Origin of the sequence: Psychrobacter sp. S4(2024), from assembly GCF_036861305.1 — a bacterium.
In the GTDB taxonomy this organism is placed as follows: domain Bacteria; phylum Pseudomonadota; class Gammaproteobacteria; order Pseudomonadales; family Moraxellaceae; genus Psychrobacter; species Psychrobacter cryohalolentis.
Map to the genome: position 1 here is coordinate 72,378 of NZ_JAZAQR010000005.1, position 23,411 is coordinate 95,788.

The 23,411-nt window shown below is 41.9% G+C and carries 23 protein-coding genes; 7 read left to right on the forward strand and 16 right to left on the reverse strand.

Features of this window, described 5'->3' with window-relative positions; genetic code table 11:
• Window positions 1-42 precede the first annotated feature (42 nt).
• Complete coding sequence (gene rimM, locus VLA57_RS12055; RefSeq protein ID WP_133104946.1) at window positions 43-576, reverse strand: ribosome maturation factor RimM; 534 nt, start codon at window positions 574-576, stop codon at window positions 43-45.
• A gap of 179 nt (window positions 577-755) precedes the next feature.
• Window positions 756-1,025, reverse strand: coding sequence for a 30S ribosomal protein S16 (gene rpsP, locus VLA57_RS12060; RefSeq protein ID WP_011281274.1), 270 nt, complete (start codon window positions 1,023-1,025; stop codon window positions 756-758).
• Window positions 1,026-1,321: 296 nt separating this feature from the next.
• Between rpsP and VLA57_RS12065 the strand changes: the two genes are divergently transcribed.
• Window positions 1,322-2,791: an ATP-binding protein gene (locus tag VLA57_RS12065; protein ID WP_133104947.1), complete on the forward strand. Its 1,470-nt coding sequence runs from the start codon at window positions 1,322-1,324 to the stop codon at window positions 2,789-2,791.
• 179 nt (window positions 2,792-2,970) lie between these two features.
• On the opposite strand, the gene VLA57_RS12070 is transcribed toward VLA57_RS12065, so the two are convergent.
• The 13 genes from VLA57_RS12070 to VLA57_RS12130 form a co-directional block, all read right to left on the reverse strand.
• Window positions 2,971-3,147: a hypothetical protein gene (locus VLA57_RS12070; protein ID WP_201531891.1), complete on the reverse strand. Its 177-nt coding sequence runs from the start codon at window positions 3,145-3,147 to the stop codon at window positions 2,971-2,973.
• Between the two features lie 177 nt (window positions 3,148-3,324).
• Window positions 3,325-5,010, reverse strand: a complete 1,686-nt coding sequence (locus VLA57_RS12075; RefSeq protein WP_133104948.1) for an ATP-binding protein — start codon at window positions 5,008-5,010, stop codon at window positions 3,325-3,327.
• Window positions 5,011-5,262: 252 nt separating this feature from the next.
• Window positions 5,263-5,979 carry a response regulator gene (locus VLA57_RS12080; RefSeq protein ID WP_011514631.1) on the reverse strand — a complete coding sequence of 239 codons (717 nt, stop codon included), beginning with the start codon at window positions 5,977-5,979 and terminating at the stop codon, window positions 5,263-5,265.
• Between the two features lie 530 nt (window positions 5,980-6,509).
• Entirely contained in the window at window positions 6,510-6,926 is a 417-nt protein-coding gene (locus VLA57_RS12085; RefSeq protein ID WP_149493092.1) for a F0F1 ATP synthase subunit epsilon, read from the reverse strand.
• A gap of 104 nt (window positions 6,927-7,030) precedes the next feature.
• Window positions 7,031-8,464, reverse strand: coding sequence for a F0F1 ATP synthase subunit beta (gene atpD / locus VLA57_RS12090; protein ID WP_011514633.1), 1,434 nt, complete (start codon window positions 8,462-8,464; stop codon window positions 7,031-7,033).
• Window positions 8,465-8,514: 50 nt separating this feature from the next.
• Window positions 8,515-9,396: a F0F1 ATP synthase subunit gamma gene (atpG, locus tag VLA57_RS12095; protein WP_011514634.1), complete on the reverse strand. Its 882-nt coding sequence runs from the start codon at window positions 9,394-9,396 to the stop codon at window positions 8,515-8,517.
• A gap of 261 nt (window positions 9,397-9,657) precedes the next feature.
• The gene (gene atpA / locus VLA57_RS12100; protein WP_011514635.1) at window positions 9,658-11,202 is read right to left on the reverse strand and encodes a F0F1 ATP synthase subunit alpha; all 1,545 of its coding nucleotides are present in this window, start codon (window positions 11,200-11,202) and stop codon (window positions 9,658-9,660) included.
• A 91-nt stretch (window positions 11,203-11,293) separates the two neighbouring features.
• Window positions 11,294-11,917 (reverse strand): F0F1 ATP synthase subunit delta, encoded by a 624-nt coding sequence (locus VLA57_RS12105; RefSeq protein ID WP_011514636.1) that lies wholly within the window; start codon window positions 11,915-11,917, stop codon window positions 11,294-11,296.
• Window positions 11,918-11,930: 13 nt separating this feature from the next.
• Window positions 11,931-12,401, reverse strand: a complete 471-nt coding sequence (locus VLA57_RS12110) for a F0F1 ATP synthase subunit B (protein ID WP_011514637.1) — start codon at window positions 12,399-12,401, stop codon at window positions 11,931-11,933.
• 117 nt (window positions 12,402-12,518) lie between these two features.
• Window positions 12,519-12,767, reverse strand: coding sequence for a F0F1 ATP synthase subunit C (gene atpE, locus VLA57_RS12115; RefSeq protein WP_010197960.1), 249 nt, complete (start codon window positions 12,765-12,767; stop codon window positions 12,519-12,521).
• Between the two features lie 33 nt (window positions 12,768-12,800).
• The gene (atpB, locus tag VLA57_RS12120) at window positions 12,801-13,667 is read right to left on the reverse strand and encodes a F0F1 ATP synthase subunit A (protein WP_011514638.1); all 867 of its coding nucleotides are present in this window, start codon (window positions 13,665-13,667) and stop codon (window positions 12,801-12,803) included.
• Window positions 13,668-14,349: 682 nt separating this feature from the next.
• The gene (locus tag VLA57_RS12125; RefSeq protein ID WP_333955038.1) at window positions 14,350-14,748 is read right to left on the reverse strand and encodes an ATP synthase subunit I; all 399 of its coding nucleotides are present in this window, start codon (window positions 14,746-14,748) and stop codon (window positions 14,350-14,352) included.
• Window positions 14,749-15,042: 294 nt separating this feature from the next.
• Window positions 15,043-15,978 carry a metal ABC transporter solute-binding protein, Zn/Mn family gene (locus VLA57_RS12130; protein WP_333955039.1) on the reverse strand — a complete coding sequence of 312 codons (936 nt, stop codon included), beginning with the start codon at window positions 15,976-15,978 and terminating at the stop codon, window positions 15,043-15,045.
• 290 nt (window positions 15,979-16,268) lie between these two features.
• Here VLA57_RS12130 and VLA57_RS12135 point away from each other — a divergent pair, with 290 nt between their 5' ends.
• The 6 genes from VLA57_RS12135 (at window position 16,269) to gluQRS (ending at window position 21,854) form a co-directional block, all read left to right on the forward strand.
• A complete protein-coding gene (locus VLA57_RS12135; protein WP_133104951.1) occupies window positions 16,269-16,790 on the forward strand; it encodes a Fur family transcriptional regulator in 522 nt (173 codons plus the stop codon).
• A 57-nt stretch (window positions 16,791-16,847) separates the two neighbouring features.
• On the forward strand, window positions 16,848-17,579 hold the full coding sequence (locus tag VLA57_RS12140; protein ID WP_333955040.1) for a metal ABC transporter ATP-binding protein: 732 nt from the start codon (window positions 16,848-16,850) through the stop codon (window positions 17,577-17,579).
• A 75-nt stretch (window positions 17,580-17,654) separates the two neighbouring features.
• Window positions 17,655-18,488, forward strand: a complete 834-nt coding sequence (locus VLA57_RS12145; protein ID WP_011514643.1) for a metal ABC transporter permease — start codon at window positions 17,655-17,657, stop codon at window positions 18,486-18,488.
• A 309-nt stretch (window positions 18,489-18,797) separates the two neighbouring features.
• Window positions 18,798-19,637, forward strand: a complete 840-nt coding sequence (locus tag VLA57_RS12150) for a metallophosphoesterase (RefSeq protein WP_133104953.1) — start codon at window positions 18,798-18,800, stop codon at window positions 19,635-19,637.
• A 523-nt stretch (window positions 19,638-20,160) separates the two neighbouring features.
• Window positions 20,161-20,601 carry an RNA polymerase-binding protein DksA gene (gene dksA, locus VLA57_RS12155; protein ID WP_011514645.1) on the forward strand — a complete coding sequence of 147 codons (441 nt, stop codon included), beginning with the start codon at window positions 20,161-20,163 and terminating at the stop codon, window positions 20,599-20,601.
• A gap of 263 nt (window positions 20,602-20,864) precedes the next feature.
• Window positions 20,865-21,854: a tRNA glutamyl-Q(34) synthetase GluQRS gene (gene gluQRS / locus VLA57_RS12160; RefSeq protein WP_133104954.1), complete on the forward strand. Its 990-nt coding sequence runs from the start codon at window positions 20,865-20,867 to the stop codon at window positions 21,852-21,854.
• Between the two features lie 49 nt (window positions 21,855-21,903).
• Here the strand turns inward: gluQRS and VLA57_RS12165 are convergent, their stop codons facing one another.
• The gene (locus VLA57_RS12165; protein WP_133104955.1) at window positions 21,904-23,028 is read right to left on the reverse strand and encodes an FtsW/RodA/SpoVE family cell cycle protein; all 1,125 of its coding nucleotides are present in this window, start codon (window positions 23,026-23,028) and stop codon (window positions 21,904-21,906) included.
• Window positions 23,029-23,411: the final 383 nt, after the last annotated feature.

Sequence of the window (23,411 nt, forward strand, 5' to 3'; positions counted from 1 at the left end):
TGTTATTACTGATAAAGCTTAACCGCAAAGTTAAAATTATTATCAATAATCACTCGGCCATGCCACTAGCACTGTCTTTTCAGTCAGATCGACCTTCACTACAGTTTGCTTGTGCCATGGAATTAGGCGCTCATCGGCATCTAAGCTGTCTGTCGTTGCCGCAACCCGCATGATAGCGTGGGCGCCAGTTTCAAACATCTCAGTAATATCGCCTAGATATTCATCCTGCTCGTTCATTACGCGCAGGCTGACCAAATCCGACCAATAGTATTCATCTTCAGCAGGTTCTGGCAAGATGTCTTGCTCGACCCAAAGAGTTACCCCATTCATGGTCTCAGCAACATTGCGATCAGGAATCTGCTCAAACTGAGCCACAATTCCTGTGCCTTGCTCACGCCAAGCCTTTACTGTCAAAGGTTTCATACCGGTAGCGGTTTTCATCCACCAAGGCTTGATGTCGAATATCGCCGTACGATCGTCTGTTTCACTAAAGACCCAAAGCCAACCTTTGATGCCATAAGGCTTTTTGAGCTGACCAATTTTCATAAGGGCACTAGCGTTTGGAGCAGACGACATAACGGCTAACCTAACAATGATAAAAACAGCGATGATAAATAAAAAGCCATTAAAAACGATAAACGTCGTCAAAAGCGATAAACAGTTAATGGCGTACCCTGGTTAGACCAGTTACGCTAGGTATTCTTAAGCCAACTGATGGATGCATAAATGCACTATCAGTCTATTGCAGCCAAAACTTAAGCAGTAGCTTCAGTTTGAGCAGCAGACTTATTATAAGCTTTTGCTAATGAAGCAACGCGATCAGAAGGTTGTGCACCTTTTGCGACCCACGCATTATACGCTTCCATGTTCAAGCGCACTGCTTCTTCAGAATCTTTAGCGAGTGGGTTAAAAAAGCCGATGTTTTCAATATAGCGACCGTCACGCGCGCGGCGTTGATCAGCAACAACTACTTGATAAAATGGGCGTTTCTTGGCACCGCCCCGTGCTAAACGAATAACAACCATGTGAATTCTCTCTTTCGCAGGTATACCAAAAAGGGCATAATTATACCACAGTCTTATTTTATTGAAAACATAAACTGTGCTTATTTAATTATTTATTAACAATAGCTTAAATCGTTCTGACTGTAAATAAGATTCATCATTCACGCTGCTAATATGATGGATACTCCTCTATCATATGCCTTTATCTTAAGCGGATGATATTGCCAGCGTTGTCGATGAAAGCTGGCAGCGTTATTAATGGGTTATGCTATCCTAACAATAGCATCTGTCACTGCCTCATTATAATTTGGATTCCTATGACCACGCCAAACCCACCATTGCCTCATAAAAGCTGGTTACCCCGCTCTTACTCTAATAGTCTGCTAACCACTCTAATGGTGGCTTTTATTGTTCTCATTAGCGTCGGGGTATCAATTTTGTTTTTTTGGCGCAGTCTATATTTACCCGAGCTCAAAAGCCATGCGCGCTATTTGACCAGCGAGCTTCGGCTGATGAACAGCGCCAATCGAGACTGGCGGGACAATCCTGAAGTCCGTCAGTGGATTTATCAGCACTCACATGTAGTAGTGGTAGATAATCCAAGTGACTTTCCAGAGGTTGCGGACAAAGCTTTTGTCAGTGTTTTTACGGATGTATTACAGCGAGAAATCAGCGCACAATTGGGGCGACCAGTTGAAGTATATTTTAAATTTAAACCAACCCCTCAGCTTTGGGTACAAGACAGTCGTGATAGCAGTTTTTGGATACGCGAACCTGTGGTCTATTATTCGCAGTACAGCCCTACTTTATTGATCTTGTTTTTGTTTGGGCTACCCATTTTGACACTGTTGACGATTATTTTATTAGCCCGTCAATTAAATCGTCCTCTACGTTATCTTCAACGTGCTGCTACCAACTATATTCAGTTGGGTCATGCAACAACGCTACCGACCCGTCATGGTCCTACCGAGATTCGCCAAGTAAATATGGCTTTTAACCGTCTGTTTACTACTCTTAACCAGGCGCAAAAAGAGCGTACGATTATGTTAGCCGGCATCTCACACGATTTGCGTACCCCGCTGACTCGTATGCGCTTAACTGCTGAAATGCTGCCCGATGATTTTTTTCGTGAAGGGTTGATTTACGATATCGAAGATATGGATGCTATTTTAGAGCAATTTATCTCGTTTATGAAAGATGGCTCCGATGAGCCTGTACGCCTTACCAATTTAGATACCATATTTAATGAGATTATGGTGCAATTTGCGCCACTAGAGTTTATTTATCAGTCAGAATGCAGCAAGCTTGTGCCCGTACGTCCTATGTCGATTAAGCGCCTGATTATCAATCTGGTGAATAATGCCAAGCGTTATGGTGAGCCGCCTATTTATCTGTCTGCTGTTGTCATGCCAACCTTTGTAGAAAAAGAGGTGATAGAATACAGCGATGTCGTGACCGAAAATACAGTCAATAAAGAAGCAAAAGAGCAGTTGATTATATGTGTGCGAGACTGCGGCGATGGGGTGGCAGAAGACCAACTCGAGCGTGTCATGCAGCCGTTTGAGCGTGGCGAATCAGCGCGTACCACTCAGGGTAGTGGACTCGGCTTGGCGATTGTTGACCGTATCGCCCGCTTGCATCATGGAACAGTTGAGGCTATTAATCATCCAGATGGTGGTCTGCAAGTCTGTATTCGCATCCCTCTCATTTCAGAAGTTGCCGGAGAACAACCTTTGAATGTCAATCCCGCTACAAAGCCATTTATTGAGACAGTTGATATTAAATAAAATAGATACGTAATTTTATAGGGCGAGACTGGGACGAATTTTTCTCGCTTAATCACTTTTATATTGAACTGATCATAATAGTGCCAATCAATAATACTAAAAAAGCAACGACTGGCTATCGTTGCTTTTTTAGTATTATTTTTCTTTAGATATAAAAACTTCAACGGTTATAAAACTTATTACTTGTTGCCAATAGCCGGCGGAATATACTCAGCACTGTTAATAAACGCTAAAGGCTGGGTAATCTCATCCTGCGCTACCTTTAGCGTCTGAGTAGTACTTGGCTGCTGTAAGAATAAATAATATCCTAGTGTCACAGCATTTAATACCACCAAACCTCCAAATAAATACGGCATCCGTTGCCCTCCTCCATTAAAGACTAAATAACAGCAATAAATAACTTGTTAGCGTCATTTATGATCAGTTAGAAATAACATAGCTACAAGTGAAATAGTATTTCGATAGGCGTTTTGATACCTTTATAAAAGTCATCTTAACAGCACTGTTTTATTTCAAAAGTATATTGATGATGCTTATGCATCAAACTCACGCTCACTCTTATCTTGGGTTAATTCATCGGCCGCTAAAATTTGTGTCAGTGGCTTGATAGGCCATGTCATCACAAACCGCGCGCCACCAAGATCTCGGCTCTCATCAACCTTCATACGACCATTAAACCAAAAAGCAATGCGTGATACGATAGACAAGCCCAAACCGTAGCCACCTGAGGCACGCGTCCGACTGTCATCTAAGCGGGAGAATGGAATAAAGACCTTTTCGCGATCTGCTTCTGGAATACCGTGACCATCATCTTCAACGCTGACAAAGGCATTGCCCTTTTTGACCCCAGCACTAATGATAATCGTAGTCTCTGCATAACGCAGAGCATTACCAGCCAAATTCTGAATCACGCGATGTAAGTAGCGTCTATCTGCTATTGCTTCTACTTTAGCATTTGGCAGTTTAGTGACAATTTTAATCGGTTTACCCAAGGCATTGGTTTCACGCTCAATCTGCTCAAGCAGTTCTCGAAGATTGACTGGTTCCAAATCCAACTTGGGCGAGCCTTCTTCAAGTTTCGCATAGGTGAGAATTTCATCAATCAAGCCATTAAGCGCTTCGATATCTTCATCAATAAAGTCACGCTGCATAAAACGCGAGTCTTCATCATCAGTATCTGCCAGCATATCAACAGCAAAGCGAATACGGGCAACGGGCGTACGTAGCTCATGTGACACCGCTCGCGTTAGCTCTCGCTGCGACTCAATCAAACGCTTAATATGAGAAGTCATGGCATTAAAGGTTGCAGCTAAACGGGCGATTTCATCTTGACCAATCACCTGTACTTGACTTTCAAGATTGCCTTTACTGACCTCATTTACCCCGACCTGTATCAGTTGTAACTTGCGCTCAAGCGGGAAAATCAGTGCATACACACCCAAACTGATTAAAAACATACTGATCAAAATCATACTGACGATTAAGTTTAGTGGGAACCAATTAAACAAAGGTACTGGACCGATCAAAATTGCCATATCACTAATTTCAGACGGCACAATGACTTTGATAGATGAGTTACTTTTACTGGTATTGGTATCTTGCAATAAGATAACCACCTCATCACGGCGCAAGCGCGCCATCTGATCAGGATCCAAATCGAGCGCCGCTACCGCTTTAAATGCTAAAGGGAATGAAAACTTTTCTTCTAACTGTGCCAAACGTGCACGTTTATCAGACAAAGTAATATAATAGGACAAATCATCTAGCAAAAATACGGCGATAGCTCTGACTTGCTGTTCAGTCACTTGTGAGATACGCGCAGTCAAAACACCTTGATTGTCTGGTAGGCGATAATAGACATCGGCAGTGGTCAGTTGACTGATATAGCGTACGACCGTGTTTTCTTTCTCAAAACGGCGCAGCTCGCTGGCGTTAAAATCCACTTCATCAATAGACACGATCTTAAATTCTGAGCCAAACAAACTACTGGCATCAGACAACCAATAATCACGTTGCGCCTCGTTTTCTTGGTGAGCCAAACCCTCACTCACGATATGAAACGCCCCTGTCGCCATATTTTCACGATAAGATTGGACGCGCTCTTTATTGATGGTATCCATCAATAGCTGGGCAAATAGTGCCACACACAAGCAGACTATCAATAGCCCTGCATAAATACGAACAAAAATACTGTGTTTAAGAGAAGAGACTAATGACATACGTGCCGTGACCAACCTGATGAATAAGCGTTATCAATAGAATAATACCTATTATAACCACTATAGGATAATATTTGCTGTGATATATATTTAATGATAATTAAACTGGTACACAAAATTATCGCTTAATTAAACCACATAACGCAGCAATTAAGGTTAAAAACTTAATATTTAAACCCTAAAAAACCAGCTTTACGCTGGTTTTTTATTGCATAACGAGGAACAATCAAGACTTATAGCAAAAGTCGGCGATTAGTTGCCTTCTTTTACGAACAGATAGCCTTTACTACGTACGGTTTTGATACGTTTTGGGTTTTCTGGATCATCACCGATTTTTGGACGGATACGTGAGATACGGACGTCAATAGAGCGATCTTGACCATCATACTCAATACCACGTAGACGCTCAAAGATATCTTCACGTGACAAGATACGGCCAGCATTAGAAGCAAGCAACCATAGTAGGTCATATTCTGCACTGGTGAAATCTACTAACTCATCACCTAGATTCACTGAACGACCACCATTATCGATAACCAATTCACCAAACTCTAGACGCTGCGGCACATCTTCTGACGGGGCGTTTTCTGAACGGCGTAATAATGCACGAATACGCGCTAATAAAACACGTGGCTGAGCAGGCTTAGCGACATAATCGTCGGCGCCCATCTCAAGACCCAATACTTGATCCATATCTTCTGTGCGTGCAGTCAGCATCAAGATAGGATTCTGGTAATGTGGACGTACTTCACGGCAGACTGTCAAGCCATCGCTACCAGGAAGCATGACATCAAGTACGACCAAATCTGGCTGCTCACTGACAATACGACGAATGGCGCGATTACCATCCGTTTCAATCGCCACTTCTAGACCGTTTTTGACCAAATAATCTTGGGTCAACATGGCCAGACGCTCATCGTCCTCAACAATCAAAATTCGGGGGGTGTTGTCATCATCATTCGTTGTCATTGTTATATCCTCTAATACATCTCATTTAAAAGTAGTCAAAATAAGAGCAGTAAAATGAATAGCACTACAAAATAGTGCAACTGCTGTTTATATAGCTGTTACAAACTTGGCAGCACAGTATACTATTAATCCTGCAGCTTCCTATACTATAGCTTATAGTCGTTAACAAAACCTATAAACTACGACCATTAAAACTTTATTTTACGTGCAAAAATCATACCGTTTATCGTCTTCAAAAAGCGTCAAATAACTTTATTTGCTCATAACCGTTTCGCTATGTCTAAAGCTTTCGATCATAAGCCTGATCATTAAGTAAAGCGCATAAAACAGCTCAACTTTATAAGTTAGCAAACTATTTTTCAACCCTTAATATAACCATATATTGCCATTGTTGCTAGTAGCTTTTTGGCTAAAAGCTAAAAACCATCACTATCCAATAAAACCAACAGCCATAAAAAAACAGCCCATAAAGGACTGTTTTTTTATTATTGCTTACAAGAGTAAATATTTACTCTTACAAACAAAAAATATTAAGCACGGTTTTTGTACTTACGGATGGTCTGTAGCTGGGCAACAGATTCCGCCAATGACGCCAAGGCAGCATTAGTTTGTACGGTATCAGACTGGTTGACCAGCATTTGCTCCGCTTTCTTACGTGCTTCAACGATTTTACTTTCGTCAAGGTTATGTGCACGCATGGCAGTATCAGCAAGTACGGTGACCATTTTTGGCTGTACTTCTAGTACGCCACCTGAGACGTAAATCACTTCTTCTTCGCCATTTGGCGTTTGTACGCGCATTGCACCTGGCTTTAGCAAAGTAATAAGCGGAGTGTGACCTGGCAATATACCAATCTCGCCTTCGGTACCACTAGCTATTAACATGCTAATTTCGCCTGAATACAACTCTTCACGAGCACTTACGACGCGACATTGTAACGTTGCCATACTTAATTCCTTACTATCAAAGCGCGATCAAAAACGCAACACGTTACTAAAGAGTAGATATAAAGTTTATATTACACCTACTTTTTAGCGAATACTAATACCACTTACGCAGCAGAAGACTTCATTTTTTCAGCTTTAGCAACGACTTCGTCGATACCGCCAGCCATATAGAAGGCTTGCTCTGGTAAGCTGTCATATTCACCTGCGATGATTGCTTTGAAGCTAGCAATAGTATCGCGTAATGGTACATATTTACCAGGTGCGCCAGTGAAAACTTCAGCGACATGGAATGGCTGTGATAAGAAGCGCTGAATTTTACGAGCGCGATAAACAACCAGTTTATCTTCTTCTGATAACTCATCCATACCCAAAATCGCGATGATGTCTTTTAGTTCTTTATAGCGCTGTAGAACTTCCTGAACACCACGAGCCACGTTGTAATGCTCTTCACCGATAACCAATGGATCAAGCTGACGTGACGTTGAATCTAGTGGATCAACTGCAGGGTAGATACCTTGTGAAGCGATATCACGGCTTAGTACCACAGTTGCATCCAAGTGAGCAAACGTCGTTGCTGGTGATGGATCGGTCAAATCATCTGCAGGTACATATACCGCTTGTACAGAAGTAATAGAGCCTGATTGCGTAGAAGTAATACGCTCTTGCAGCATACCCATTTCTTCAGCAAGTGTCGGCTGATAACCAACCGCTGATGGCATACGACCTAGCAGTGCTGATACTTCAGTACCGGCTAGTGTATAACGGTAGATGTTATCAACAAATAACAATACGTCACGACCTTTGCCAGTAGCAGGATCTTTCGTATCACGGAAGTATTCAGCCATGGTCAAACCAGACAGTGCAACACGTAAACGGTTACCCGGTGGCTCATTCATCTGACCGTATACCATCGCAACTTTAGATTTGCTAAAGTCTTCAGTGTTTACAACGCCAGCTTCTTGCATTTCGTGATAGAAGTCATTTCCTTCACGCGTACGCTCACCAACACCCGCAAATACTGATAGACCTTCGTGCTTAAGCGCGATGTTATTGATTAATTCCATCATGTTGACGGTTTTACCAACACCAGCACCACCAAACAGACCAACTTTACCACCTTTAGCAAACGGGCAAAGTAAATCGATTACTTTAATACCAGTCTCTAACAGCTCAGTACTGTTTGATTGTTCTGCATAGCTTGGCGCTTCACGGTGAATTGACCAGCGCTCATCTGCTTGCACTGGACCTTCTTCATCGATAGGACGACCAAGAACATCCATGATGCGACCTAGCGTACCGATACCAACTGGCACAGAAATTGGGCCACCAGTATTGGTAACTGGAAGGTTACGCTTGAGTCCTTCAGTAGAACCCATAGCAATCGTACGTACGATGCCATCACCCAGCTGTTGCTGTACTTCTAAAGTAGTTTCGGTGCCATCAACTAGCAAAGCATCAAAAATCTTAGGTACTTCATTACGGTTGAACTCAACGTCAAGAACCGCGCCAATAATCTGTACAATACGACCGCTACTCATTGCGTTCTCCTGGAAATTCTGTATATATTGGGTTTTATAAAGGGTTTCAATTATGAAACAGCAGCAGCACCGCCAACGATTTCCGATATTTCTCGGGTAATCGCCGCTTGACGCAGCTTGTTATAAACCAACTGTAAATCGTTAATTAGGTCGCCAGCATTATCTGTCGCCGCTTTCATCGCAACCATACGTGAGGACTGCTCAGAGGCAATGTTTTCCATTACCGCTTGATAGACGATAGACTCAATGTAACGTCCAAGCAATTCATCAATCAATGTTTTGATATCAGGCTCGTAGATATAATCCCAACTAAGTTCTGTCTGAATGCCACTCTCTTCTTCACCAAATGCGCTCTCTGGTAAAGGTACCAACTGATTGACCGTTGGCTTTTGGGTCATTGCATTGACAAACTTATTATAAACCACATAAATGCGATCTATTTTACCGTTTGTATAATCGTCAAGCATCGCTTGAACTGGTGCATTTATCTGCTCAAAAGTAGGTTTATCACCATAATCAGTTACGGCTGAGGTGACTTTACCACCAAAGCTTTTAAAGAAGCTGACACCTTTAGCGCCAATGACAGCAAATTCAGCTTGTACAGACTGCTCTTGGTATTTCTGGATATTCTTAGATAAGGCTTTGAATAAGTTGATATTCAAACCACCCGCTAGACCACGGTCAGATGTGATGACAATATAGCCAACTCTATTGACTGGACGGCTTACCATATACGGATGTTTATAATCGGATGAGGCATGCACCAAATGCGAAATAACCCGGCGCATACTATCAGCATACGGGCGACCCACTTCCATGCGCTCTTGGGCACGGCGCATTTTACTGGCGGCTACCATTTGCATAGCGCGAGTAATTTTCTGGGTGCTTTGAATACTGGTGACTTTGGCACGTATTTCTTTTAAGTTTGCCATAATGATTCCAATATAAGAGGGTTAAAAAAGCATTGGCGCATGCAACAATATTTCAATATAAAACGGTATTCTCATTAACAATGTACAATTTAGCATTGCATCATTGTTTAAATGTTTTAATATCTTGTGGCATGACGCAACCATATACCATGAGTTGTGACTAAAGTGGCGCTGCTGTCTTAATAAAAAGCTTATCAGACAACGCGCCACTCCATAAGCTCTAACACTAAAGCCACAACAAAACTGGCTTAACCCGTTAAATTAATAACTGTGATTTTGTTTAAAAGTCTCTAAAGAAGACTTTAAACGACCTGCGATATCATCGTTATAATTCGCAGTGTCATCAATCTCTTTCATTAAGTCAGCTTGCTCATCATGCATGTAGCGTAAGTAAGCTTCTTCAAAAGAACCGATTTTTTCAACTGGTACGTCTGCTAAGAAACCTTCGTTTGACGCATAGATAACAGCGGCTTGCTCAGAGATTGACATTGGCTGATACTGTTTTTGCTTCATCAATTCAGTCACACGCTCACCGTGGTCAAGCTGTTCACGAGTCACATCATCAAGATCTGATGCAAACTGAGCGAATGCTGCAAGTTCACGATACTGAGCCAGTGCGGTACGGATACCACCAGACAGTTTCTTAATAATCTTAGTCTGAGCCGCACCACCAACACGTGATACCGAAATACCAGCGTTCACAGCCGGACGGATACCTGAGTTGAATAGGCTTGACTCTAAGAAAATCTGACCATCAGTGATTGAAATCACGTTAGTCGGTACAAATGCAGATACGTCACCTGCTTGGGTTTCAATGATAGGTAGAGCAGTTAAAGAACCTGTTTTACCGACCACTTCACCATTGGTGAATTTTTCTACATACGCCGCGTTTACGCGTGATGCACGCTCAAGTAAACGTGAGTGTAAATAGAATACATCACCAGGATACGCTTCACGACCTGGCGGACGACGTAATAGTAGTGAGATTTGACGATACGCGACTGCTTGTTTTGATAAATCATCAAATACAATCAGTGCATCTTCGCCGCGGTCACGGAAGTATTCACCCATCGTACAACCTGAGTACGGTGCGATATATTGCAGTGCTGCTGGCTCTGATGCTGACGCTACTACAACAGTAGTATATTCAAGGGCGCCAGTTTGCTCAAGCTTACGTACGACGTTGGCAATGGTAGAACGTTTCTGACCGATTGCAACATAGACACATTTAATACCAGATGATTTCTGTGCAATGATCGCATCGATAGCCATCGCGGTTTTACCCGTCTGACGATCACCAATGATAAGCTCACGCTGACCACGACCGATTGGAATCATGGTATCAACAGACTTATAACCTGTCATTACTGGCTGATCAACTGACTGACGATCGATAACGCCTGGAGCGATCTTCTCAACTTTGTCAGTCATTTTGGCATTAATAGGACCTTTGCCATCAATAGGGTTACCTAAAGCATCAACAACACGGCCTAGCAACTCAGGACCTACCGGAACTTCAAGGATACGACCAGTACAATAGGCTTTTTGACCTTCTTGTAGTTTTAGGAAGTCACCCAGTACTACTGCGCCAACAGAATCACGCTCTAAGTTGAGCGCCATTCCGTAGACTTCACCTTCAAACTCAATCATTTCGCCGTACATGGCATCTTCAAGACCATGAATCTGCACGATACCGTCAGATACTTTGACAATCGTGCCTTCATTCTTTGCAGTTGCACCCGCATCAAGGTCTTGAATGCGCTGCTTAATCAGGTTACTGATTTCCGCTGGATTCAATTGTTGCATTGCCTTGTTTCCTTTAATTTATGATAACCCGCCACTGACGTAAATGCTCTTATATCACGCATGCTTAATTAAGCTACGTTAATGATTGGCATTAGGCCGTTAGCTGTGTTTTTAACTGTTGTAACTTGCCGCGCATCGAATCATCGATGACTTTGTCACCGACTTTGATCGTAACGCCTGCCAAAAGACTGGCATCCACCGATTCATGAATCACTACGCTAGCATTTAGCGAAGCAGCAAGACGTGCTTGTAGCATATCACGCTGATCATCGGTTAATGGATAAGCAGAGGTCACATAAGCGTCAAGCTGCTTTAAGCTTACTGCCTTGTGACGGCGATAATGCTCATAAACTTCAGGAAGCAGCGCCAGACGCTCTTGTTCTGATAACTGTTTAACGAAGTTACTAAATGCTACTGATACTTTTGAATAGCTGGCGTTGCTGTCAGGGCGAACCCCTTTATTTGCATCTAATAACTGCTTAAAAGCAGAATCATTAGCGCTAGCTACTTGCGTATCATAAAGATCGACCAAAGCAGCTGACTTATGCTCAGCAGAAACAGCTGGATTGTCTAGCCAAGTACTGAACGACTTGTCATTGACAACGGTGGCGGCAACAAATAAGAAGTCTTCCCACTCATTTACTGCCCCGTTTTCATTGGCATAGTCAAACGCGGCTTTAGCGTACGGTCGTGCTAAGGTTGATAAGTCAGCCATTATATCCTCACAATTACAGCTTCGCCGCCAGTTGGTCTAACATGCTGGCATGTTTTTGCACATCGACTTTGTCTTGCAAAATCTTTTCTGCACCAAGTACCGCCAATTCAGCAACTTGGGCACGTAATGATTCACGTGCTTGATTGATTTCTTGGTCGATAGAGGCTTGCGCTTGTTGACGAATGCGCTCGCCTTCCACTTGGGCTTGCGATTTTGCATCTTCAACAAGTTGATTGGCGCTTTTATTTGCTTGCTCGATCAGAGCAGCAGCTTTAGTCTTTGCAAGATCAAGCTCCTGCTGTACATCTCGCTCCGCGGTCGCCAAATCTGCTTTTGCTTTTTCTGCGGCATTTAAGCCTTCAGCAATTTTACGCTGACGGTCATTAATTGCGCCGATAAGTGGTGGCCACACGAATTTCATGCAGAACATCACAAAGATTGCAAAAGCAATGGCTTGACCGATGAGGGTAGAATTGATATTCACGTGATCACCTCTTTGTTAATGAAAAATCAGTTTCATTGATCATATTTGATAGCCAAACTTTGGCTATGGTTAAGATACAAGCTTTGACTACCAAACATTTACAACTGAGCTTTCTGATTAACCTGCTAGAGGGTTAGCGAACAACAATAGCATAGCAATACCAACACCGATCATCGGAATAGCATCAAGAAGACCTGCTACGATGAACATACGAGTTTGCAACTGTGAACCAAGTTCTGGCTGACGCGCAACACCTTCTAGGAATTTACCACCTAGAATAGCAAAACCAATACCTGTACCTAGTGCACCTAAACCGATAAGTAGTGCTACTGCGATAACTGTGTAACCACCTAATACTGGATCCATGGATGTATCCTCATTTACCTATTGAATGTCTAATTAATGTTCAGTTGATGATGCAAGTGACATATAAACTATCGTCAGCATCATAAATACGAACGCTTGAAGTGTAATAATTAAGATGTGGAAAATAGCCCACGGTACTGATAACGCCCATTGAATCCAAAACGGCATTAAGGCAATCAGTATGAAAATCAACTCACCAGCGTACATGTTACCGAATAGTCGTAAACCTAAAGAGATAGGTTTCGCTATCAAAGTAACAAACTCTAAGATAAAGTTGATGGGTATTAAAATAATTTGTACGATAGGGTTTTTGGCACTAAACGGATGCAGTGTTAGCTCGCCAACAAAGCCGCCCAAACCTTTTTCTTTGATACTATAAAATAGAATCAGTATAAAGACAGAAAAAGACATGCCAAGCGTGATATTAGGATCCGTGGTTGGAACAATCTTAAAGTACACATGATGTGGATCATGTCCCATCAGTGCGCCGATTTGGCCAGCAATCATAGGGATAAAGTCGACGGGTAGTAAATCCATCAAGTTCATTAAGAATATCCATACAAAGATAGTCAACGCCAAAGGCGCAATCAGCTTTGAGGTACCACTATACGAATCACGAACGTTGTTATCAACGAACTCAACGATCATCTCAACCGCAGCCTGAGTTTTACCCGGCACGCCTGAAGTGACTTTCCTAGCGACCATCCAAAAGATGGCGCAGAAAACAATGCCTAGACCAATTGACCAAAGCATAGAATCAAGGTGGATAGCTTTAAAGCCCATTGCACTAGCTTCTTCAGCATTATAGGCAACTTTCCAACCTTCGCCCGGCAGATAGCCGTACGTCCAGTTCGTTAAGTGGTGAGAGATATATTCTGTTGTTGTTTGCTCGCCTGCCATAATGTCAGCTTCTTATTAATCAACGATTTAATCAACTACCAAAAATATGGTTGTCATCTGATGAGATTTTAGTATGTTTATCTGCCTTACAACAAAGCAAGCAAATGACTCATGCTAACACGCTCATGTAACCAATAACATCCAACCCATAGTTCTATGACTCATGCTGATTTGATAGCGTAAGATAAATTTTAGCTATCAAAAAAGGGCTTATGATAGTTCAGTAATAGCCCTTTACATGTGTACGCAAAATTCTTATGTATATGTTTACTTATTATCACTGTGTTTTGACAGTCGACGCTTAATACAGCGCTGTTAAGTAAAATATTTAGCTGCATATATTAATGCAGGGTTGTATTCGTGTAAAGTCAATTGTGAATTTTTTATCCGCTGTATGAATAAGTTAGCTGCTAGTGGCGTTTAACACCGTTGCTTCGCATCTATAATTAAATTGTAAGAATTTAAGTATAAATAGTAGTAAACGCTCATTTCGCGCTCCCCTACCCGCACATTACTGCACGCTACCTTATATCAAACGCTCATATCACGATAGTTGGTACTGTCCTAAGACAATTATTATGCTTCGACTTTCTAAAATCAGTCATAGAGAAGCTGGACGGCAGGGTGACTTGCTAAGCGCAATGAATACTGTAACTATGTATATAGTTATCATTTATTAACACTAGCGTATATGCCACAACATCCAACTGTGACTAATTTGCATTACCATAAAACCGATAAACAGCGCTGGCGCAGATAGGGGTTGTACGGTAATAAAAATTAGTGCGAAACCAAACACAGTCAATAGCCATTTAGCCATCTGACCCCGATAAAGCTGGCTAACAATATGTAAGCGCGCGTGATAACCGGTATACCAAAAGATAAAAAAGGCAAAGACCGCTTGTGTGGCAAAACTTAGCAAGGCACCAATAGCGGTGCTTTTTGCAACGGTTAGCGCACTGTGCAGCCACATCGTATCTACAAGCCAAGCAATAATAATAAGGATAAACAGTATCCATGCTTGACGTTTGATATAAATGCCAATCTTATCTTTCTGTGTGCGTTTGGCAGGCTTGGTCATGGTATTTCTATAGCCTTAAACATTTGGATTATATCGCTATCTAATATCATCGCGACACTATTATCCGTGAATGGCTCACTCTACAGATGTTACCTTTTAACCAAAATTAAACGCCACTTATTATAGGGAGCGAGCCCCTTTTAAGCAAGTAAAATATACCTTTTATCAGTCACCTAGCTCAATCATCCAGAATTCAGATACTTAAGCGTAGATAACTAGTCTTTGACCGGCACTATATCACAGTCTTTAGAGATTCTTAATTAACAGTTTCAATCACTTATTCTAATAAGTCCATTATGATATACATTGGCGAATTTGCTGTGCCATCGTTTGCCACCCACTGACAAAGTCTTTAGTATTACTCATATCTTCTGCCTGAACGGTTTCTTGAACGGGCTGTAACTTGGCAAGTAAACCTTTGGCAGGCGCACTTGGACTGACCAGACACATCTGCTTAGCTGGGCGCTGCTCGTTAAGCCAGCGTAATTGACTGGCTTTTGGTGCTAAATGATCGTCAGTACTTAAGCTGCCAATGAGCTGTAGGTTGATGCTGTTTTCCATATATTGATAAGCATCATGATAAGCCCAATACGGCAAAGGTTTTTGTTTAGCACTACTGTTTGCCACTGCTACTGCTGCATCCATACGTTGGGCAAATTTTTGCGCATTGGCATGATAAAGTTCTTTATATTGCGGATCGGCATGACTATGTATGACGGCAAGCGCACGGGTAATGGCTTTGGCATTGTCAGGGTCGAGCCAAATATGCGGATCTAACGTGCCAGCGATGGGCTTGCCTTTGATATCGCGCAAGGGATGACGCTTAAACGCATCAAATTTAAATAAGGCAATAGAGTTGGGCGCGTTGTTCAAGTTTGCTGCCAAATTATTTTCTAGTGACTCACCAAACCAAACTACAAAGGTGCTGTCCTGAATCGCTTTGATATCGCCCGGGCTAATACTACCATGGTGTCCAACCTCCCCTGCTTGTAATAATTGCTTGGCAGGTGCTGCACCTTCTGTCACCGCTTGACTTAACAAAAATAGTGGATAATTACTGACACTCACGGTTGCAGCCTGCGCAGGCAATGCCAAAAATCCTAGCATCAACAAGCTAGCTATTAAAAAATACTGCTGTATTAATTGCTGCATCTTATGCAAAAGGTTCTTTTCTTGAACGTTTAAGTTTTTATCTAAAATCGTCGTGGCGTTATAAGCATTGGCAATCATGCGTTACTGATCCTATTAATTCATTGAACTGCGATATTTTTAATATATTATATTTACAATAACCATTATGTTATACTATAACATTATAAAATCACACTTTTATTTTTCATTTTATTGATTCTATTTTTGCTAATCGCAACCAATCATATAAAAACGATATTTATTAAAAGTAATGGCAAAGTTTGGCAAATCTGCGTATTGCCCGTGTCATTTGCCGTTATACTAGGCAGCGTTTTATAAACTCTGCCTGTTTGCCACACTTACTCAGATTGTTTTTAGGAGTTTTTGCTATGTTGATCACGTCATCGACCTGTGAGCATGTACACGATGTGCAAGATTTTACGCCACAGGATGTGACCGAGCGTCTAAAAGCGGCAAAAGAGCAGTCTTGTATGCGCGGTGTGCGTTTTACGCCCTTAAGACAGCAGATATATACGCTGGTATTGCAAGCCAATAAACCAGTGGGCGCTTATGATTTAATCACCCAATTACAGCAGATGCGCCTCTCAGATAATGACAGTGAGCTTACTGGCACGAAAAATGTCGCACCGCCAACTGTATATCGCAGTTTAGAGTTTTTATTGAGCGAAGGCTTGATTCATCAGCTGACATCTATCAATGCTTATGTACCTTGCTGTCATCCACGCGCTCATCATACGGCAGCCTTCTTAATTTGTGAGCAGTGTCAACGCGTACAAGAGTGTAGCAGCTTACCTGTGCAAGAGATGATGAGCTTTGCTGAAGAAGATATCGGCTTTACCGTTGCTCGTAGTGTGATTGAGCTGAGCGGTCGTTGCCAAGCCTGTCAGTAAAAATTTAGATTACTGTTATATTTAAACCTATTCCCTATCCATATGCGCGGTCATCTGATGAATAATACAAGTAAGCTGCTGAACTTAAGCAATGTCAGCTACTATATTGGTCAACAACGTTTACTGTCTAATATTAATATTGACATTGCAGTCAATGAGACGGTAAGCGTTATTGGTCCCAATGGTGCGGGCAAGTCGACGCTGGTTAAGCTTATTTTGGGACTGATTGTACCAACATCTGGACAGGTCACGCCTTCTGAACCTTTACAGATAGGCTATGTGCCGCAACGATTTTCTGTGCCACCAATACTGCCATTACGTGTCAGCGACCTTTTATCGCAAGCCCGTAAAAAACGCCTTACGGCAGAGCAGCGGCAGTTTATATTTGATAAATTATCATTGACCCATTTGCTCTCGCGGCAGATGCTGCACCTCTCTGGAGGTGAAACTCAACGGGTATTATTGGCACGGGCGTTATTAGATAAGCCCAACTTATTGATTTTAGATGAGCCGATGCAAGGTCTTGATCCTGAAACGGAGGTTTGGTTGTATCAATTTATTGATGAACTACCGGAATTTTTACGCTGTGCTATGTTAGTAGTCTCGCATGATTTGCACTGGGTCATGAAAGGCAGTCGAAGAGTGATTTGCTTGAATAAGCATATTTGCTGTGAAGGTCAACCGAGCGAGCTTGCCATCAGCAGTGAGTTTCAAAAGCTATTCGGTCATCATTACGAGCAGCCGTATGTCCATCAGCCGCATGCCTGCGAGCATCACGCACCAAGCTAGATATAATAAAAATCAAATGACTTAAATCAAAAACGACCTGATTACCTTTTTTATAAAAATTTACGGATATGTATTATGAGTGCTTGGTTAGCCATTATTGCGCCTGCTTGGATTGCCGGTAGTATTTTAGCATTGCTTTCAGCACCTTTAGGATGTTTGGTGTTGTGGCGACGTATGGCTTTTTTCGCTGATGCATTAGCACATGGGACATTACTAGGTGTGGCACTGGCGGTATGGTGGCAGATGCCAATGGGTATCGGTATTGCGTTGGTAAGCGTGATGGTGGTATTGGGACTGGCATTTATGGATGATGAGCGCTTACCAGCCGATGCTGTACTAGCAGTGGTTGCCGTATCCTTACTGTGTCTGGGATTATTAACTTTAACCCAACTAACCGATCAGCAAGCAAACGTCTTAGGGTTCTTGTTTGGTAACTTGCTTGAGCTTGATTGGGCAGATTTGCCCTTAATTGCTGGTAGTGTACTAGTCGGATTAGCATTACTCATTTATATATGGCCTGCCCAAATTAAATTGGCAACCCATGAAGCTTTGGCACGTATACAAGGCATTAACCCTACTCGCCAACGTCTGTTTTTTATGGGCGTATTAGCAGGGTTCTGTGCCATCGCTTTGCAAGCTGTTGGCAGCTTATTGATCAGTGGCTTATTGGTATTGCCAGCTCTTACTGCTCGCCTGTGGTCAGCGTCACCAAAACAGATGGTGATTATCGCCCTATTTACAGCACAACTTGGTGTGACACTCGGTGTATGGGGTAGTATTTGGCTTGATATCCAAACTGGACTCTCTATCGTCTTAGTCTTAGCCAGTTTGTTCTTTACCGCTTTAATCATCTCAAAACTGACCACATCAAAATCCATATTGGCAAAGTTTTGGTCGCCACGCCGTTAGAAGGTAGGCCATTTGCCATAACACACTATAGCCATAGGTAATGCTCTCAAATATCTCTTTCCCTTGCACAACTTTATTTCATTAAAATTGCTAAAGCTTTCATACGTTTAATGTTGTAAAATTTCACTAATGCTATCAATATGATAGTTAATAGCGCTTTACGCAAGAGGGAACACCCTTCTTATCAGCAGTCTAAAATGCGCTCTATAAAAACGACATTGAGAAATCAGGTGAGCTGCCATGGTGCATTTAATTATCTGAATATCCTAAAAGTGTTCATTGTTAGTCTTCGATAAGGGACAAAATTTAATGCCAAGCTATCCTGTGAGTGCCGTCAGCACGCCAGACGGACAGGTGAATGTATTACAAATCACTGATTTGCATCTATCATCACATGTGCCGGCTTCTGCTGATGAAACCAGTAGTGAAGTCGCTGTTTGCCAATATAGTTTTGAGGCAATTATCAAGCAAGCATTGAGCAAAGAGATACGGTGTGATTTAATTATTGTAACAGGCGATTTGGTCAATAAAGTAGAGCCTGCTATATATGACCATATTTTTACAGTATTGAAGGAGACGGGCATTCCCTTTGCCTGTATTGCTGGCAATCATGACGTGACTGATGAAATGGATGAGGATTTACCTTTTTACCAACGGACGCTGATTGCGAGAGCTTCTGACCCACGTCTGCTTAGCCGTCATTTGATTGAATCTGAGCATTGGCAGCTGCTTTTACTAGACTCGTCGATTACTGGCAAAGTAGAAGGCGAGATTACGGCGACCGACATTGATTGGGTACGTGAGCAGCTAGCATCTTGTGCTAAGCCCGCGCTCATCGCGCTCCATCATCATGTATTGCCTGTAGATTCCGAATGGATTGATAGCCATATGGCAGAGAATGCAAAGGAGTTCTGGCAGCATATAACCCCTTTTGAAAATCTTAGCGTTATTATCAATGGGCATACCCATCAAGAGCAAACACGCCATCATCAAGGTGTTACTGTATATAGTACTCCTTCTACCTGCTATCAATTTAAGCCGTTTGAAGACAATTTTGCCTACGATAAAAATATGCGCCCAGGGTATCGTTGGTTGCAATTAGCCAACAATGGAAAGGTTGCAAGCTGGGTTGAAAGACTAGATACTTGACGACCAGTTTTATTGACTAGAATTGATTACTTGTCTGGCTATAATGGTGCTTTGAGGCTGTCGGCTATATTGCTCGCTGATTTTGCTTGATTCGTTATAGAATGGCTGGCACAGTATAGGTTGATATAAATATGACTAATCGCATTTTTGTCTTGAGAGCTATAGTTTGAAGACAGCATTACAAACGATAAATAGTGATAAAAATCACAACAGTTTAATATATCATTAGGCAATATTATAATAGCTAGGATGGCTACATCGACCACAATTTAAGTGTTCACAGTCAGTGACTTATTATTTTATTTAGGCATAACCATTTAAATAAAAATATTTATGACAATATACTTGACCATTGATACGTCATTATCAGCATATTGAGACAAACATTTTAATCAGATCAGCTGTGTTACTAAGTGGTAAAACGTTTTATAAAGGGAAAATTTATAGCGTTTGGTAAATTGATAACGTCTGATCTTTTGACAGCACGTTTTATTGAATTAATTTGAAAAAGTAGGATACCCATATGAGCACCCTGACCACGAATCCAAGTGATGTTAAGTTTACGCCTTATGCACCTGCCAAAGACGAAGAGTATATGTCTGATGAGCAGTTGGCACATTTTAAGGCAATGTTATTAGACTGGAAGCATCAGCTTATCGGTGAAGCGGATCGCACTAAGACTTATATTCAAGATGAGTCGAGCGCCATGCCAGACATCAATGATCGCGCCACTCAAGAAGAAGAGTTTGCGCTGACTTTGCGTACGCGTGACCGCGAACGTAAGCTTATTCGCAAAATCGACAAGTCTATCTCAGAAATCGAAAATGATGATTATGGTTTTTGTGAAACCTGTGGCGTAGAGATTGGTTTGCGTCGTCTTGAAGCACGGCCAACAGCAACTCAGTGTATTGATTGCAAAACATTGTCTGAGATTAAAGAACGCCAAAACCAAGGTCATACCTAAAAGCGCTTAGGTTTGCTAAATACAAGATATAGTGAACTGAAGCCATTTTGATTAAGCATGACAATAACGACGAGCGACCATTGATTGGTCGCTCGTTGCGTTTTATAAATAGGCTTTACGCAGGTTGACGAGTCACCAACAAAATAAGCGTATTTGTTAAATATCTTTTTATAATGGGATTGTTTATTCTATTTATCTCTCCAGTCATTTTACAATAACTGTCTATGTTGAAAACGTCTACCCCGTCTAAGTCAGAAAAAACTATGCCAACCAATATTGAATTGACGCAGCCTATCGGCCGTTTTGCGCCTTCACCCACAGGTGAGCTGCATCTAGGTTCGTTAACGACCGCGCTTGCCAGCTTTTGTCATATCAAATCACTCGGTGGCAAATGGTTATTACGTATCGAAGATACGGACACCGAACGTTGTGACAGACAGTTTACCGAGCAAATTTTGATAGATTTAGAGGCGCTTGGGCTCAACTGGGATGACGATGTTATTTTTCAATCTGAGCGCATTGATATTTATAATGATTATGTCTCTTCAGTATTGAGCCCTCTGACTTATGGCTGTCAGTGCTCACGTAAGCGTTTAGAGCATTATTGGACACAGCAAGAACAACAAATAGCGCTTAATGATGTAAAATTATCCACTGACTTGTCTATTAACGGTAATAGACAAGTAGATAACGATCTACAGCCTAATAGGCAACGCTATCCACGTTTTTGTATTGAGGAGGATTTAAGTCCTATACAACATAAGCTGCGTATACAGCTGCCAGATTATTGTATTGGATTCAACGATGGTATTCAGGGCATACAGTGGGATAATCCGCAGCAAACTTTAGGGGACATGGTGGCTCGACGTCAAGATGGCATGATTAATTATATTTTGGCGGCAAGTCTTGATGATGGACTACAGCAAGTCACCCATATCATGCGCGGTTTGGACATCTTACCGATGACGACTGCTCAAATCAGTATCATGCAAGCAGCACGCTTACCGACGATCAGTCATTGGTATCATCTGCCTTTGATATGCAATTCAGATGGTCAAAAACTTTCCAAGCAAAATCTTGCGCAGCCTATCGATACTCGTCATCCAAGTAAATTACTTGCGTATGCATTAAAGCTATTAGGGCAGTTACCAGTCGAGTATGACTCGCCAGAGCGTATGCTAAATCAAGCAATTGCTCAATGGGATAATACGCCATTACAAGGTAGGCAGTCTTTAAATATGCCCACTATTTAACAAAAAAAACGCCGCTGTAAGCGACGCTTCTCTAAATCAAAAACACCAATTAGTAATAGCGACATTGGCTTTTTTCAATCTCAGGACTTTCTTTATAAATCTTTAGTAGCACCGCCACCATCACTAAGCTAATCAGCATTGATGAGCCACCATAACTAAAGAAAGGCATTGTCAAACCTTTAGTCGGAATTGCACCCATATTCATTGCAGCATTGATAATGGTCTGCGCAATAAACACGACCGCAATGCCAAAAGCAGTATAGCTCATGCGCATCTGCCGACGCTTTAGAGCGGTATAACTAATACGCATGGCACTACCGATAATCAGTGCTTCAAGTATTAGAATCATCGTCACCCCAACGAAACCCAATTCTTCACCCGTAATGGCTAATAAAAAATCGGTATGCGCTTCTGGCAAATGCGACAGTTTTTGCACACTTTCACCATAACCAACACCAGTAAACTGTCCACGGCCAAAGGCAATTAAACTGCGTGCCAACTGATAATCCGTATCTTGCACATCATCAAATGGGTCTAGAAAAGACATCACTCGTATCAATCGGTACTGTACCGTCGCAACCATTAATACTGCGCCGCCAACAGCGACCGCACCCAAGGCGATAAATTGTTTATAAGGAGCACCAGCGATATAAAAAATCGCAAAGACCATACCAATAATAACCACAAAGGAGCCAAAATCTGGCTGCGCTAATAATAGGAAGGTTATCATCCCAACCACCAACGCAATCCTTAAAAAGCCATCCCAACCATTACGAACTTCGAATGAGCGCCGTACGACAAAATCTGAGACAAATATAATCATTACAAGCTTTGCAAGCTCTGCTACCTGGAAGTTAAATCCCGCTAAGGTTAACCAGCGCTTCGAGCCATTAATGGGCGTGCTAAATAAGGTCGCAAATAGCAAGGCTCCTGTAATGGCTAAGAGTATAAATTGGGTTTCTGTCTTATATAAGGTCTTTAAGGATACAACCCGATAAGAAACCGCAGCGATAGCCAGTCCAATGCCCATGTATAGAAGCTGATTATAAAAAAACTTTAGCTCTGTCATGCCGCGGCTGAGCGCAAAAGGAATAGACGCCGAAGCCACCATTAATAGGCTCAGCACCAACATACAGCCAACGCTAGATAATAAAATCGCACGCGCAGATGGCATAGACAAGACGCCATCTGAACCGTTAGGTTGTCGAGATTGAAAAGAAGAACGAAAGAGAGAAGAGAGCGCCATAATTTTATATACACTAGCAAACGAAAAAACACGGCGTTTATGCAACGCCACCGTTTAAAAATTAAAAAGAGATATTGTTAAGTAGACTTGACTAAAAAGTTGTGCATAAGCAAGTGTCGATTAGAAAACCTTCAATGAATACTCATCAAAGTATTCATTGTCTCTGCTACAGCCTGTAATTCCTGACCGTAATGCTTGTCTTTGACAGTAGCAGCAATTTATAAGCAAAACAATCATTTATCCAGGAAATGCTTGTCGTGTTTACGATTATAAAGCGCAGGTCACATAATATTGTAACAAGGCGCTTTATA